At 35.9% G+C, this 14,173-nt stretch carries 17 protein-coding genes; 8 read left to right on the top strand and 9 right to left on the bottom strand.

Annotation, left to right across the window (positions count from 1 at the left end; genetic code table 11):
• Positions 1-31: 31 nt before the first annotated feature.
• Genes rlmH through PHX18_07070 form a run of 3 tightly spaced genes read right to left on the bottom strand, consistent with a single transcriptional unit; the run spans position 32 to position 2,909 of the window.
• Positions 32-502 (bottom strand): 23S rRNA (pseudouridine(1915)-N(3))-methyltransferase RlmH, encoded by a 471-nt coding sequence (gene rlmH / locus PHX18_07080; protein MDD3594373.1) that lies wholly within the window; start codon positions 500-502, stop codon positions 32-34.
• Positions 502-1,605, bottom strand: a complete 1,104-nt coding sequence (locus PHX18_07075; GenBank protein MDD3594372.1) for an aminopeptidase — start codon at positions 1,603-1,605, stop codon at positions 502-504. The genes rlmH and PHX18_07075 overlap by 1 nt, the downstream gene beginning before the upstream one ends.
• Positions 1,605-2,909 carry a hypothetical protein gene (locus PHX18_07070; GenBank protein MDD3594371.1) on the bottom strand — a complete coding sequence of 435 codons (1,305 nt, stop codon included), beginning with the start codon at positions 2,907-2,909 and terminating at the stop codon, positions 1,605-1,607. The genes PHX18_07075 and PHX18_07070 overlap by 1 nt, the downstream gene beginning before the upstream one ends.
• A 168-nt stretch (positions 2,910-3,077) precedes the next feature.
• Here PHX18_07070 and PHX18_07065 point away from each other — a divergent pair, with 168 nt between their 5' ends.
• From PHX18_07065 to PHX18_07040, 6 genes are read left to right on the top strand one after another with little or no spacing between them, the layout of a single operon-like run.
• Complete coding sequence (locus PHX18_07065; protein ID MDD3594370.1) at positions 3,078-4,226, top strand: FliM/FliN family flagellar motor switch protein; 1,149 nt, start codon at positions 3,078-3,080, stop codon at positions 4,224-4,226.
• An 8-nt stretch (positions 4,227-4,234) separates the two neighbouring features.
• Complete coding sequence (locus PHX18_07060; protein ID MDD3594369.1) at positions 4,235-4,597, top strand: flagellar biosynthetic protein FliO; 363 nt, start codon at positions 4,235-4,237, stop codon at positions 4,595-4,597.
• 11 nt (positions 4,598-4,608) lie between these two features.
• Complete coding sequence (gene fliP, locus PHX18_07055; GenBank protein MDD3594368.1) at positions 4,609-5,250, top strand: flagellar type III secretion system pore protein FliP; 642 nt, start codon at positions 4,609-4,611, stop codon at positions 5,248-5,250.
• A gap of 8 nt (positions 5,251-5,258) precedes the next feature.
• Complete coding sequence (locus PHX18_07050) at positions 5,259-5,747, top strand: flagellar biosynthetic protein FliQ (GenBank protein ID MDD3594367.1); 489 nt, start codon at positions 5,259-5,261, stop codon at positions 5,745-5,747.
• Positions 5,748-5,758: 11 nt separating this feature from the next.
• Positions 5,759-6,160: a hypothetical protein gene (locus PHX18_07045; GenBank protein ID MDD3594366.1), complete on the top strand. Its 402-nt coding sequence runs from the start codon at positions 5,759-5,761 to the stop codon at positions 6,158-6,160.
• Positions 6,160-6,942, top strand: a complete 783-nt coding sequence (locus PHX18_07040; GenBank protein MDD3594365.1) for a flagellar biosynthetic protein FliR — start codon at positions 6,160-6,162, stop codon at positions 6,940-6,942. The genes PHX18_07045 and PHX18_07040 overlap by 1 nt, the downstream gene beginning before the upstream one ends.
• Before the next feature lie 6 nt (positions 6,943-6,948).
• Here PHX18_07040 and PHX18_07035 read toward each other — a convergent pair whose 3' ends face one another.
• From PHX18_07035 to PHX18_07010, 6 genes are all read right to left on the bottom strand, one after another.
• On the bottom strand, positions 6,949-7,935 hold the full coding sequence (locus PHX18_07035) for a response regulator (protein MDD3594364.1): 987 nt from the start codon (positions 7,933-7,935) through the stop codon (positions 6,949-6,951).
• Positions 7,925-9,493 carry an ATP-binding protein gene (locus tag PHX18_07030; GenBank protein MDD3594363.1) on the bottom strand — a complete coding sequence of 523 codons (1,569 nt, stop codon included), beginning with the start codon at positions 9,491-9,493 and terminating at the stop codon, positions 7,925-7,927. The genes PHX18_07035 and PHX18_07030 overlap by 11 nt, the downstream gene beginning before the upstream one ends.
• A 72-nt stretch (positions 9,494-9,565) precedes the next feature.
• Complete coding sequence (locus tag PHX18_07025; GenBank protein ID MDD3594362.1) at positions 9,566-9,949, bottom strand: hypothetical protein; 384 nt, start codon at positions 9,947-9,949, stop codon at positions 9,566-9,568.
• A gap of 3 nt (positions 9,950-9,952) precedes the next feature.
• Positions 9,953-10,120 (bottom strand): hypothetical protein, encoded by a 168-nt coding sequence (locus PHX18_07020; GenBank protein MDD3594361.1) that lies wholly within the window; start codon positions 10,118-10,120, stop codon positions 9,953-9,955.
• Between the two features lie 79 nt (positions 10,121-10,199).
• On the bottom strand, positions 10,200-10,943 hold the full coding sequence (locus PHX18_07015; protein MDD3594360.1) for an ABC transporter permease: 744 nt from the start codon (positions 10,941-10,943) through the stop codon (positions 10,200-10,202).
• A complete protein-coding gene (locus PHX18_07010) occupies positions 10,933-11,862 on the bottom strand; it encodes a branched-chain amino acid transaminase (protein MDD3594359.1) in 930 nt (309 codons plus the stop codon). Before PHX18_07010 ends, PHX18_07015 begins: the two co-directional genes overlap by 11 nt.
• A gap of 161 nt (positions 11,863-12,023) precedes the next feature.
• On the opposite strand from PHX18_07010, the gene PHX18_07005 reads away from it, so the two are divergent.
• Positions 12,024-13,472, top strand: a complete 1,449-nt coding sequence (locus PHX18_07005) for a GGDEF domain-containing protein (protein MDD3594358.1) — start codon at positions 12,024-12,026, stop codon at positions 13,470-13,472.
• The gene (locus tag PHX18_07000; GenBank protein ID MDD3594357.1) at positions 13,469-14,134 is read left to right on the top strand and encodes a hypothetical protein; all 666 of its coding nucleotides are present in this window, start codon (positions 13,469-13,471) and stop codon (positions 14,132-14,134) included. Before PHX18_07005 ends, PHX18_07000 begins: the two co-directional genes overlap by 4 nt.
• Positions 14,135-14,173 lie beyond the last annotated feature (39 nt).

The raw sequence follows: 14,173 nt of genomic DNA, 5'->3' as shown, positions 1-14,173 counted from the left end.
AGCTCTTCACCTTTTTTACCTCTTCAACAGTTCATTTGTGATAAGGTTCGTTGTTCAGAATTTTAAACGCTCTATAAATTTGCTCAAGAAGAAGCAGTCTTATCATTTGATGTGTGAAGGTCAGTTTTGAGAAGCTAAGTTTGTAGTGGGCTTTTTCTAAAACAGAATTGTCCAATCCTGTTGCACCGCCTATGATAAAGGTAATTTGGTTAACTCCCGAAACAGTAAGCTCGCTTATTTTTTGCGCCAAACCTTCTGAACTTAAAGTATTGCCCTTAACTTCCATGGCTATGTTGTAGGAATTTTCGCTTAAATTTTCAAGAATTTTTTGGGCTTCAACGGTTTTTGCCTTTTTTTCGTCTTCCGGTGTTTTTATTTGGTAAGCGGGCAGCTCAATGATTTTAAGTGAACAAAAGGGGGTAAGACGTTTTTTAAATTCGTCTATTCCTTGTTTCAGGTAGGTTTCCTTGATTTTGCCTATACAAATTACGGAGATATTCATTAGCTGATTAAGAACTTTCCGTTTTTGTAGATAAGTTCATCATCGGCGTAAATTTTTCCGTTGTTTTTCATGTTTTTAATGATATCCCAGTGAAGTCCTGATTCATTCTTGCCGCCTGTTTCGGGGTATGAGGCGCCAAAGGCGATATGGATTGAACCGCCGATTTTTTCGTCAAACAAAATATCGCCTGTGATGTCCTGAATCATATTGTTTGTACCGATGGCAACTTCGCCGACAAAGCTTGCGCCTTCATCCTGCGATAACATTTTTAACAGAAAAGGCTCGTTTTTTTCGGCTTTGGCTTCTATTACTTTGCCGTCTTTTAATTTAATATATATTCCGTTGACTTCGTTGCCGCGATATATTGCGGGGAAGTCAAAATAAATTTCGCCGTTTGCGCTGTCTTCCACGGGAGATGTGAAAATTTCTCCGTCGGGGAAGTTGTTTTTGCCTGCACAGCTAATCCATTTTCTGTCTTTGACGGAAAATTCAACGTCTGTTTTTTCACCCGTTATTCGTATTTTGGACTTAGTGTTTAAAATTTCTGCAATTTGAGTTTGTTTTTTATCCATTGCTTTCCACTGCTCAACAGGGGATTTATCATTGAGATAGCAGGAGTTTATAAGGAATTCTTTGTATTCTTCCAGCGACATTTTTGCCTCCTGCGCTCTGGCATTGGTCGGGAAGTTGCAAATTACCCAGTTTAATTCTCCGTTTGCCGCACGATTAAGCATTTTTACCGATAAGCCTTTTGTTGCTTTTGAGCGGCGGGCTTGTTTTTCCGCACTTACCCTTGAGAGCGCTTTCACATTATATGGTGCGCTTATTGCTATTAAGGCATCTGATTTTTCGTATTCCATTTTTACAAAATCATCTATGTAATCAAGCTGCTCATCGCTTGCGTATTTATAGTAGCTGTTGTTTATTTCATCAAGAGAAACTCTTAAAATCGGGTGAGCGCCTTTTTTTAAGACCTCTTCATACACAGCCTTTATCAGAGGTTGGGCTTGGGCTTCTGCTCTTATAATAACTTTGTCGTCCTTTTTTATTGAAGTTGAGTATTCCACAAGGACTTTTGCGTATTTTTCCCAAATATTTTCCATTATACGGCTCCTTTTTCTGTTTTAAGGTATCTTTTGCATATTTTTTTAAGGTATGATTTTTCTTCTGTATCTGAAATTTTTTTATTCAATCTGGCTTTCATTACTTCTTCAAGAATGTCTTTGTAGTGTATTTTTTCTATTTCAGGGTATTCTTTGATGTAATGTCCGTTTATTTTAAGCTTGGCATCTTTTAGCTCATTAAGATACAGAAATATTTTGTCGCTATTATCTATATTAGTCTGTAAACATTGATTTGCAATAATCGATTCGGGGGTAAAATTTTTAAGCAGGGTATAAATATCATAGGGTGTTTTGGCTTCGTTAAATTTTTTGTTGTTTGATTTTAGCTTGAAAAAGTCCATTAGAATTCTTTGCTCCGCACTTGTAAGTGCAAGTTTTTCAATATTTTCTATTACCGGCTCTGTCGGTGCAAAGTAAAATAATATACTCAAAAATATAACCCAAATATTTTCTTTGTTGATATGATTCAGATTAGAATTTATTATTTCACAAATAATTTTCCCTGTTGGGATGTTTATTTTTGATATGTCGCTTATTATAAGCCTGTATATGTTTTCTGAAATGAGTTTATCGAAATATTCGCTTTTTAGAAGATTTAGACCTGATTTGAGTTCTTTTTTAATACGTTCGGAGCATAAATTATCAAACTGCTTTGCGTCAAGGCATTGTTTTTGCAGTGCTTTGGTTTTTTCTTCCAGGTTAAAATCAAAACGCACCCTGAATTTTAACGCTCTCAGTATTCTTGTCGGGTCATCAACAAAGCTGTTATTGTGCAATATCCTGATAATACCGTTGTTTATATCTTCTGTGCCTCCGAAGTAGTCTATCACTTCACCAAAGTTCGTTTTATTTAAAGAAGCAGCTATGGCATTTATGGTAAAATCACGCCTTTCCATATCTTTTTTCAGGCTTACTCCTGTTTCGACCAAAGACGGCAATGCTGAAGGATATTCGTAAATTTCGCTTCTGGTGGAGGCAAAATCAATTTCTATAGGTTGGTTGTGAAAGATAAATCTGACTTTTGCCGTTTGGAATTTGTCGTTTTGGGCAAGAATTTCTATTTCGTTAGGATGATTTTTTGCCAAAAGCTCACAGAATATGATAGCGCTGTCTTCGACCAAAATATCTATGTCGTAAGATTTTTTGTTTAGAATAAGGTCCCTGACTACGCCGCCGACAAGATAAATTTGTATCCCCATATTTTGGGCAAGTCGGCTGCAGTATTGGATGGCGGTTTTTTGCTCATTTTGGAAGACTTTTTCTATTTTATCTTTAATATTCATTTTTATATTATAAACTATGATTGAAGAAGTATACAAGCGGGGATTTTGATTGTGTGCTTTTTGTTTAAAACATACAACAAACAGTTGATATACTTTAGGTGCTAAAAGTTATAATATATTGTTATATAAAATAGCTTGGGGTAGTATATGCCATTGGGGGTAGGTAGCGTGACGACGCAAACTACAAAGAGTTTAGATACTTCTATAAAACAATTTTTGCCGTTTTTTCAATGGTTTGAGGCGGAATTTTCTAACCTGATTTCGCAAAAATGCTCTGAATTTTGGCTCTATACCCCCAAAATTAAGCTATTTTCCCTTGAGCGTAATACTAAAAATTTCCTTAAAGGCACCCCGTATTTTGTTACCCAGGCGCAGTTCCAGAACATTAAATGTGTCATAAGACTTTCTGACGGGGCTTGTGAAAGATTTTTAACGAAATCTTTGGGTAAAAACGGCAGGTCGTTTGAATTTACCAGAATATCTGAGCTTGAAGCGCAAATTCTAAGCCGATTTAACAACAATGTTTTTGACGGGGTAAAAAATTATTTTGTTTCAAAAGAAGCCATTAAAAAATTAACCAATCAGAATGAAATGTTTGACGATATTTTGAATTTTGGACTGATTTTGTATGACGATGATAATTTTGAAGCGGGCAAAATGATTTTTACTTTGCCGGTTAAACTGATTAAATATCCTGAACTTGCGAAGCTTGATGAGGAAAGGGTTAATGTTGATTCTTTTACAAGGGCGCTTGCGGAAGTCGATATTGCCGTCGGTAAAACGAAACTTTCGCTTGATGATGTCAAACATATTGAAACAGATGATATTGTTGTTTTGGAAAAAAGTAATATTAAAAAAATGAGTATAATAAATCCTGCTCACATTGACTTTAAGGTCAATCCTGACCCAAGGCTTTTTATGAGAGAGGATGATGAACATGATGAACTAATTCGGGAGAGTGAAGATATGACAGCCAAAAATATATGGGATAACATTCAGGTTGATGTTACCGCTAAATTTAATCAGGTTAAAATGAGTTTGGGCGAGCTTAGGCAAATGTCTGAGGGGTTGGTAATGGAACTTGATTCTATTTATGAAAATGATATTTTGCTTGAGGTTGAAGATAAAAATGTTGCAAAAGGCGAATTGGTCATTATAGGAGATAAGTACGGGGTTAAAATTACAGAAATTTTTGCCCAGCCCCGGGATGTAGAAAAAACAGTGAAAGACGATACGGAAGAACAGCCGAATGAGTTAGCTTCTGACGATGATGATTTTGATGTTAACGATTTCGATATAGATGAAGAAGAAATATAGGTAGGATTATGACGCAGTATATTATGGGGTTTGCTTTTTATACTTTGGGAGTGATAGGACTTCTGCTTATAGCTTATGTTGTGGCTAAAAATTATATGAACGGCGGTTTCCTTCAAAACAAGAAAAAATCTAATCTTACTATTGAAGAAAGTTTATCTTTAGCTCCGAGAAAGACTTTGTATATTATAAAAGTTTATGATGAAAAATATTTAATCTCTTCTGACTCCGATAAAACAACTATGTTGGCTAAAATCGGGGAAGAGAAAAAACAAGAGCTTGTGCAGGAGGAACACAAATCTGAAAAAGAGTTTAAAAATCCTCATAACAGCGTGATTTTGTCAATGCTTGAAAAGTTAAACAATGATAATTAAGGGGTAGTTAGATGGATGCTATGATAAAGGATTTAAATCCTATAATACAAATGCTTATACTGATGACGATATTTTCATTATTGCCGTTTGTATTTTCTTGTTTGACAAGCTTTTTAAGGTTTATAATTGTATTTTCTATATTAAAAACAGCGCTCGGGACACAGCAGGTTCCTCCGGGGATTATAATTATAGGCTTGTCTATGGTTATGACGCTTTATACCATGGCGCCGGTTTTTACAAAAATGTATGAGGCGGGATATACACCGTATCAAAAAACACAGAATATTTTAGTGGCAATTCAGGAAGGGTCTGAGCCGCTGAAAGAATTTATGATGAAACAGACAACACAGCAGGATTTGGCATTTTTTATAGAGCTTAGAAAACAAACTCCGCCTAAAACACCTAAAGATGTTAGTATCCTTGATGTTGCTCCCGCCTTTATGGTAAGTGAGCTTAAAAAATCGTTTGAAATAGGGTTTGTTATTTTTGTGCCTTTTGTAATTCTTGACCTGGTCGTTGCAAATATTCTTTTGGCACTCGGTATGATGATGTTATCGCCTACCATTGTTTCGCTGCCGTTTAAACTGCTTATATTTATTGCGGTTGACGGCTGGGGGATGATTGTAAACGGCTTAATAAACAGCTTTAATTGAGGTTTGAGATGGAAGTTTTACTGGAACATTTAGGTCGCGGTTTTATAAATATGTTGTTGATAGCAATGCCCTGTGTGTTAATAGCGGCGGGGGTAGGGCTTGTTATAGGTATTTTGCAGGCGGTTACCTCTGTTCAGGAACAAACTATTGTTGCCGCGCCTAAAATTTTGGGCGTATTTTTGGTTATTATGCTTTTGGGCGGCTTCTTTGCGAAAATTATGACAGATTATTTAAAAGAATCTGCAAACTTGGCGTTTAATGTTATTACGAAAGAAGAAGATTATGTTTTGGATTCTCAAGGTTATGCAGGGCTTAACCTTGATACTAAAAATAATTATATGGAAGGAAGGCAGTCAGATACCGATAAATTAATGAAGCGTCCCGGGAAACCTCCTTACAGCGAATATCAGCAAAAGCCTGTGTTCCAAAAAACAAACTCTGAGGCAAATTCAAGACCTAATCTGGTAGAAACCAAAAAAATAATTAACGGTAATTAAAGGCGGTGTTTATGTTTTCTAAAATTTGTGAAAAATTAATGATAGTTTTGGCCGTTGCTTTGTTTATTCAATCCGTTGTTTTTTCACTGGAAATGAAGGCTATGCACTTAAACAAAAATCAACTTTATGTGCTTGATTTTGATGATGAAATTGAGTTTCTTAACAATGATAACAAGGTGCTTGACGCTCAAATTATGAATACCATTTTTGATGATAAAAAACGATTGATATTGAAGTTAAAAGAAGATAAGCCTACTGTTTTGCAGGTAAAAACAAAAAATCATTATTATAATTATGAGGTAGGGTTTGTTAGGACGGATGATACAATTGAGAATTTAACCGTTATAGATGTTCCTCCTGCAAATGATGGTGACCTGATAATTGATTTGCCGCCCGCTTTGGGAGAAAAATAGTGGAGACCTTTTTAGCGTTTTTTAAACATTTTCCCGAGTTTAATAATGCGCTTGTCGCAGGATTGTTGATTTTTGCAAGATTTATGGGGTTTATCAGGTTCGCCCCGGTCATAAGTAGAAAAGAGGTGCCTACTATTGTTAAGCTTGCCTTTGCGCTTATTATGTCGATTATCTTTGTCGGAATATTAAAAATAGAGCCTATGCCCGCTGATTTCCCCTACGCTTTAGGGCTGCTAATCAATGGGGTTTTAGGCGCGTTTATGGGTTTTGTGGCTTCCGCTATTTTTGCGGCGGTGTCAGCAGGCGGTGATATGATTAATATGCAGATGGGGTTGTCTTCCGCTACAATGTTTGACCAGTCTACAAGGTCGCAAAGTTCTTTGCTCGGAAGTTATTTTAATTTGTTGGCGGCTGTTATTTATGTCAATATAGGCGGTATATATTGGTTGATTATGGCTTTTGAAAAATCATTCGAGCTGTGCGGAATTTTTGCTGTTTCGTTTAATATGGTGCAATTTGCTTCACCTGATTATCTGGTTGCTATAACCGCTAACGTTCTATATGTCGGTTTGCAAATCGCCGCACCTATTTTGCTTGCTTCGTTGGGGCAGGATATAATACTCGGTATTATTTCAAGAACAGCTCCTCAGGTTAACGTTTTTCAACTGAGTTTTTTGTTTAAACCCGTTCTTGGCGCTATGATTTTAATTTTTATTCTTCCGACGCTGCTTAATGTTATTCAGGATTATTTTGCCAGCTATCAGAATATTATTAATTTTTAAAGATTTTTAGTATTCATCTTTTGAGAAATCGAATTTATGTATAACTTTTAAAAATGCCTGCACAACATTGTAGTCGAATTGTTTGCCTGCGTTCTCTTTAATTATTTCGACGGCTTTTTCAGACGATAAATCGCTTCTGTACGCTCTTGTTGATGTCATACTGTCAAAGCTGTCTGCCAGCGCTATAATTCTTGCTCCTATCGGGATTTGTTCACCAGTGAGTTTGTCGGGATAACCTGTACCGTCGTACCTTTCATGGTGGGCTTTGATTATCTTTACTACGCTGTCAAGCTGCTTGATATTGCCGAGAATATTTACGCCAAAGTCAACGTGTTTTTTGATTACTTCGTATTCTTCCGGCGTTAGTGCTTCTGTTTTGTTTAAAATATCTTCGCATACCCCTATCATTCCTATGTCATGCAAGAGTCCCGCCACTTCGATTTTGCTAAGTTCTATGTCTGACAGACCCATCTCTTTGGCGATTTCTATTGAATATACACAAACTCTTTTGCTTCGACCCGATGTATATTTATCTTTGGCATCAAGCGCTTCGGTAATTGCTGTAATTGTTCCTGAAAATAAATCTTTGAAGTCTTTTATAAGTTTTTGGTTTTCATAGGTCAATTTATTTGCTTCAAAGGCTTTTTCCACAGTTAGTAAAACTTCTTCAGGCATCCATGGTTTTTTTATGTACCTGTAAATTTTGCCTGAGTTGATAGCATCTATTAAAATAGGAACTTCGCTGTATGCCGTGATAAGAATACGGATGATTCCGGGGAAGTGGTCGTTCACTTCTTTTAGAAGTTCTACTCCGCTCATTTGAGGCATTTTATGGTCCGAGATTATCATGTCAAATTCAGGGTCTTTTTTTAAAATTTCCAAAGCGGCTATGCCGTTATCTGCTGTAACTACGGTGTAATTCCTTCTTAAAGTTCGATTCAGAAGCTGCAGATTATTCTCTTCATCGTCTACTGCTAAGATTTTATACTTCATTTTTTGCCTTTCTTTTAATTCCGTCTAAAGGAAGGGTTACAGTAAATTTACTCCCTTTGTTAACTTCACTTTCTATATCAATCTTACCGTTGTGTGTTTCTACAATTTTGTAAGTGATTGACATGCCCAGTCCCGTACCTTCTCCTACAGACTTTGTGGTAAAAAACGGTTCGAAGACTTTTTTCAGGTTTTCTTTCGGAATACCCACTCCCGTGTCCTCAACTTCTACTATTATGTTGTTATTTTCAAATTTTGTCCTTATAAAGATATCACCTTCGTTTTTTATTGAGCCTATGGCATTGTCAATAAGGTTTACAAAAACCTGATTGATTTGTCCTCCAAAACAGTCTATTTTGGGTAAATCAGAATATTCCTTATGTACCCTTATGCGTGTTTTATATTTGTTATACAAGATATTAAGTGTTGTATTGAGTTCTTTATTTATATCAATTTCATTGATTATCATTTCTTCCGCTCTTGAGAAATTCTTCAAATCGCTTACGATATTTTTGGTGCGGATGGTGCCTTCGCGGCAGCTTTTTATCAGGTCGGGAAGGTCTTCTTTAATATACGAGTATTCTTTTTCTTCAAGTAATTTTTTAATCTCGTTTCTTTGACCTTCACTTAACTCAGGTTCGCATAGTTTGAATTTTTCTATTATATCTATTAAATCCTGGGAATAGTTGCTAAGGTGCATTAAGTTGCCGTAAATAAAGTTGATGGGGTTATTTATTTCATGGGTTATACCTGCTACAAGCTCGCCTAAAGAGCGCATTTTTTCGCTGTGAACTACCATTGCCTGAGCTTCCTGCAGCTCTTTGTAAGCCGATTTCAGTTCTTTATTCTTTTGTGAAATTTCTTCCGTTCTTTCTCTTATCCTGTCTTCCAAAGATGTATGAATTCTGTCTATCATCGATGCCATATCGTTAAAGGCACTAACCAGTATGTTTAATTCACCATAGGGGGTATAAGGGATTTTGTGCTTCAGGTTGCCTTTTGCCAAAACATGAACCCCTTTTGTAAGTTCGTTTATAGGTGATATTACAATTTTGAACATTAAGATGGCTATAAATGAGCTTAATAGGACAAAACCTAAAACAATAGCAGAATTCGTTTTTACTAAATCATCAATTGCGTAGGTTATTCCTGTTTCTATTGTATAGGCAACTACAACTTTTTTTCCGTTTACTTCGCTTTCCGTGAAACTGAGTTTCGTCGCAAAAGGGTATTTATCCTGATATATTTTTGTTATTTCTTCTATGGTATAGGCTTTGCCTTCAAGGTCGGGAAGGTCAGACCAGGTGATTTTATAAGAATCAGGCGATTTGTATACAACAACAAAACTTACGAGAGTGTTATTTTTTAATTTGTTTGAAATTTCTTCAAGTATTTCAAAATTGTTGCGGTTTATACTTTCTTTGGTTGCTGAAAATATTATGTTTGAAATAGCCGAATTGGTGAATTTTTTCTCTGTAAGACTTATCTGGCTGAGCTTTTGAGATACGGACATGTAGTAAGAGCTTAATGATAATACAGTTAAGAGCATTACTACATTCATTAGAATAAAAAATAGTATGCCTAAACTTATTCTCTGCTTTTTAAAAAAAAGAACTATTTTATCAACCATATATCACTCTATTATTTTCTTTTCTACAGGTTCTTCGGGGTATGAGCCGGCGTCAAATTGATTTTCTGCATTGTAATAATCCCCGTCATTTATATTTGATGTTTCTATAAAACTTGATTTTTTTATTATCTCATCAGGCTTGATTAATAAATCGTCTATATACCTTTGCTGCGGTAGGCTGTTAAAAATTTTTGTGTCGCTTTTTGATTGTTCAAGAACCCTTCCCAACAAATAACCTATTGCGGCGGTAACAATACAGGCGGGAACCATTACCTGTAATGCTCTTATCATAGTATAAATATCAATGGTCTTGTTGGCAATGACAGTTGAAGCTACTATTATTATGATGGTTAAGGCAAAAAACGCCAATGCAAAAGTCTTGCTCATATCTTACCCTTGTTTTGTTTGTTTTTCTTTAATGTTTAGAGCCGCTTCGTGGGCTAATATGTAAATACTGCAAGATTTAAAATTTTTCATATACCAGGCACAATCTTCTTGCTGACAAACAATAATATTTTCACCGCCCGCACTCATTAAAGGGCATTTAGGAATAGCCAAAATTTTCTCCAATATCTATTTCGGATACTCCTACATTATACTGTATAAGTTTGTGCTTTGGCAAGTTAAGCGCGTAAAATCAGTAATAAATCCAGGATATAATATAATCCGCAATGAGTATGATAACAGTTGTCCAAATGGCGGATTTTGTAACGGCTTTGCCGACATTTGCAGCTCCGCCCGTTGTGTTTAATCCCTGAGTTGAACATACAAGCGCCATTATAATCCCGAATACAAAGGCTTTCAGCAGACAGATATAAACATCCTTTGTTTGGGTATATAACCAAACGGCATTGAAAAATCTTTGAGGATGAAGATTTATGCTTAGCTTTGCTATAAACATCCCGCCTATCAGCCCTGTCAACTGTGCCAGAATAGTTACCAAAGGCACCATCACAGCGGCTGCTATTACTCTCGGTAAAACAAGATACGCTAACGGGTTCACAGATAAGACCTTCATCGCATCGACCTGCTGTGAGATTTTCATATTTCCTATTTCAGATGCTATGGCGGTTCCTGCACGGGCTGAAATCGCAAGCGCCGTAAAAACGGGAGCTAATTCTCTTACAAGGGTGATAGAAACCAGCCCTCCAACATAAGCTTCGCCCCCGGACATATAAAAGTATCTTGCAAGCTGCAGCGAAATTACAGCTCCCGTTACAAATATGATTATCAGTGAAATTCCTACGGAATCATAACCTATACTTGCCGCTTGGATTATGGTATTTTTCCAGTTTACTTTGCCTTCAAGCAGATATTTTATTGAAAAAATCAGGTTAATTACACATTGCCCGATGAATTCAAGAATGGATTTAATTATCATAAACTCCTACGCACCAGTGTTTGTATTGTTCCACATTGCCTTTTACCAGTTCAAAATATAAGGTTTGTATTTTTTTACTTATTTCACCAACTTCGCCTGTGCCTATTTTGCGGTTATCTATTTTTGTGATAGGGCTTACCTGTGCGCCTGTTCCGCAATAAAAGGCTTCATCAGCTATATAGAGTTCGGTTCTGTCTATTTCTCTTTCTATTACTTCAAGCCCGAGTTCTTTTTGCGCTACTTCTTTAATGGTATTTCTTGTTACGCCGACTAAAATATTATCGGTTGTTTTTGTAGTGATAAGTTTCCCGTCTTCTATAAGGAATAAATTCATTGCGCTGCCTTCGGTTACATTACCAGCTTCTGATAAAACTATCGCATCGTCAAATCCTGCAAGTTTGGCATCAGTAACAATAAGAGCCGTGTTTGCGTAAGCTCCGCTTACTTTGGCTCGTGGAGGAATTGCATTATCTTCTACTCTTCTCCAGCTTGATACGCATACGCTTAAGCCTTTTGATAAATCACAATATTGACCTAACGGGGTTGTAAAAATTAAAAATGAATCGGGGTTATCAAGCAAGCCGGGTCCCACTTTTTCTGCGGTTTTAAATATGGTGGGTCTTATGTAGGTATCTGTTTCAGGTGCGTTTTTTTTGAGCAATTCTACCGTTATATCACACATATCCTGCACGGAATAGGGTACTTGCATATGCATTATTTTGCAGCTGCGCAAAATTCTTTCATAATGCTCTTTCATTCTAAAAATGTACAGTTGCTTGTTTGTTTCGTTCCAATACGCTCTTATACCTTCAAAAACAGATGTTCCATACAAAAAAGCATGAGTTCTTACGGGGAGTTTTGCGTCCTCATAATTCAAATATTTACCGTCTAAATAAACAATGTTCTTTGTGTTACTCATAATAAAAACCCCCTTATGTTCTAACACTTACTTTTATAATCTATAACAAAATTCAAAAAAGTTAAAGTTTTTAACAGTTTTAAAAAATACTCCACATTCATGTTGTCTTGATAAAAAAATTAGGCTAAAATTGTGAAATTCCTAAAAAAGAGTATTTGAATGTGAATTGTTTTGAAAATCATACCGAATTGGATTTTATATGGGAAGTCAGTCGGTCTTTGACCTGTAATCTTGCTGTTGAAGATATTTTTGCAAATTTATATTCTATTTTTGAACAGTATCTGTGTTTGAATGATTTCAATATTATTTTACGTGATGAAAGTCAAAACAGTTTTAAATTTTATGACCGCCAATGGGAAATTATGTCGGATAAACGCATTTCCCAATATGAAGCGGTTTATTCAACGCTTACTTCTACAATTCGTTTGAACTTTTTGTTAAACGGTATGTCGATTGTTATTAATGATGATTTTGATATTTCTTACAAAATTGAGCTTAAAAAAGGCAAAAATACGCTTTATATCCCTATGATGCAGAATTATAAGTGTATAGGTTTTTTAGAAATCATAATAGAAAATATAATACAGAGAATGCTTATAAAGAGTCAGGTTAAAACCTTCTTTGTACTCTCATCTCTTATCTCATCTACAGTCATTAATCAGGAATTGAATGCTAAAATCCTTAAGAGCGCTGATTTTTATAAAGCCCAGAAAAATATAGCAAAAATCCTCGAAACGCAGTACGATTATTCCTTCTTAATCCCTGTTATAGGCGAAATTCTTGATAATTTTGCCAGTGAATATTTTGTCTATATTTTTATGAGAGATGATGGTGATAATTTTGAACTTGCATGGCCGTTGCGCTACGATAAAAAACGTTTAAATCCCGTTTTGGAAAATATTGATTTAAAACAAAAAATTACTGTTTCCGGGGATAAAAAAATAGTTTTGTTCCCTATCTTTTTTGAAAATGCTCTGAAAGGCGCGATTATAATTGACGGAAAGCAACAATGTATTGCACAGGAAGATATAGATTATCTTTTGCAGCTTTCACAGCAGACTGCCACTACGCTTGATAAAGCAGGGGTTTATGCTGAAATTGAAAAATATGCAACGCAGGATGCTTTGACTGCTTTAAACAACAGGCGGTCATTGGATTTAAGAATAGTGCAGGAAATTGCTATTGCGCACAGGAAAAATTTGCCTTTATGCGTTATGATGTTGGATGTGGACTATTTCAAAAAAATCAACGATACTTACGGGCATTACGTAGGAGATGTGGTTTTGAAGGAATTTTCCAAAATTATAAAAGATGAAGTGCGTGAATACGACTTTGCAGCAAGGTACGGCGGAGAAGAATTCTTTATGATTTTGCCTTCGACTACTATTGAAGAAGCGGAGATAGTGGCAAACAGGCTGAAAGGCCGTATAGAAAATATGGACTTTGATATTTCCAAATTCAATGCAAAGCAAAGTTCTTTGAAAATTACAACAAGTATAGGGCTTGTAAAACTTCATCCTAAGGAGGATATGAAGGCTTTATACCAACGGGTGGATAATGCGCTTTATCAGGCTAAAAAAGGCGGAAGAAACAAGGTAGTTGTATTATGAGAAAGTTTATTTATTTTATAATTTTGATTTTAGCTGTGATGATTCCCATGCGAAGTCTTTTTGCTGTAGAATACACTCCAAAATACCATAACAATATTAAAAATTACGGTATAGGGCTGTATTTTGCTACAGGAGCGGTTACAATTTATGAGCAGCCTGATGAAAAAAGCCGTGTGCTTGAAAAAATGAATTGGGATAATAAAAGTGTTTATACTTTGGCGGGAACTCAAAAACCTCAGAACGTATTTGCTGTTTTTTCTCCTAAAAAAGGTATGGCGGGTTTTATCGCTCTTGATGAAGAGGAAACTTCTTATACTAAAATTATTTACAATGGACAGTCAAACTTAAGCGGATGGATAAAAAACGACCCTGATTGCAGAGTTTTTTATTGGGGGGAATTGTTTCAAAAATTCGGTTCCGCAAGGGGGCTATATTTCTTTGCCGATACCAGAAAAGAAGATAGAATCTTAAGGCTTACTCCGCAGGAAGACGGCGCAATCAGCTATGAATTTTTGTACCCTAAAGCTGTTAAAGCCCAATTGGTTAGAGGTAACTGGGTTCTTTTGAGAGTAGGCGAATACGACGGAACTCAAAAAATAGGTTGGTTTAAATGGCGCAACGCCGACGGTACCCTAAATATGTTTTTGAATATTGAAGATTAGCCTTAAAGTTAGATAACGGACTAAAAAATTTTTATCGGT

Source organism: Candidatus Gastranaerophilales bacterium (genome assembly GCA_028696075.1).
GTDB lineage: Bacteria > Cyanobacteriota > Vampirovibrionia > Gastranaerophilales > JAILCC01 > JAQVHS01.
This window is presented reverse-complemented; position numbering and strand designations above follow the sequence as displayed.

Excerpts from the sequence above, each read along its gene's own strand:
- PHX18_07060 (MDD3594369.1), top strand. The coding sequence starts at position 4,235 with ATGACGCAGTATATTATGGGGTTTGCTTTTTATACTTTGGGAGTGATA.
- rlmH (MDD3594373.1), bottom strand. The coding sequence starts at position 502 with ATGAATATCTCCGTAATTTGTATAGGCAAAATCAAGGAAACCTACCTG.
- PHX18_07015 (MDD3594360.1), bottom strand. The coding sequence starts at position 10,943 with ATGATAATTAAATCCATTCTTGAATTCATCGGGCAATGTGTAATTAAC.
- PHX18_07025 (MDD3594362.1), bottom strand. The coding sequence starts at position 9,949 with ATGAGCAAGACTTTTGCATTGGCGTTTTTTGCCTTAACCATCATAATA.
- PHX18_07000 (MDD3594357.1), top strand. The coding sequence starts at position 13,469 with ATGAGAAAGTTTATTTATTTTATAATTTTGATTTTAGCTGTGATGATT.
- PHX18_07010 (MDD3594359.1), bottom strand. The coding sequence starts at position 11,862 with ATGAGTAACACAAAGAACATTGTTTATTTAGACGGTAAATATTTGAAT.
- PHX18_07070 (MDD3594371.1), bottom strand. The coding sequence starts at position 2,909 with ATGAATATTAAAGATAAAATAGAAAAAGTCTTCCAAAATGAGCAAAAA.
- PHX18_07075 (MDD3594372.1), bottom strand. The coding sequence starts at position 1,605 with ATGGAAAATATTTGGGAAAAATACGCAAAAGTCCTTGTGGAATACTCA.
- PHX18_07045 (MDD3594366.1), top strand. The coding sequence starts at position 5,759 with ATGTTTTCTAAAATTTGTGAAAAATTAATGATAGTTTTGGCCGTTGCT.
- PHX18_07030 (MDD3594363.1), bottom strand. The coding sequence starts at position 9,493 with ATGAATGTAGTAATGCTCTTAACTGTATTATCATTAAGCTCTTACTAC.
- PHX18_07050 (MDD3594367.1), top strand. The coding sequence starts at position 5,259 with ATGGAAGTTTTACTGGAACATTTAGGTCGCGGTTTTATAAATATGTTG.
- PHX18_07035 (MDD3594364.1), bottom strand. The coding sequence starts at position 7,935 with ATGAAGTATAAAATCTTAGCAGTAGACGATGAAGAGAATAATCTGCAG.
- fliP (MDD3594368.1), top strand. The coding sequence starts at position 4,609 with ATGGATGCTATGATAAAGGATTTAAATCCTATAATACAAATGCTTATA.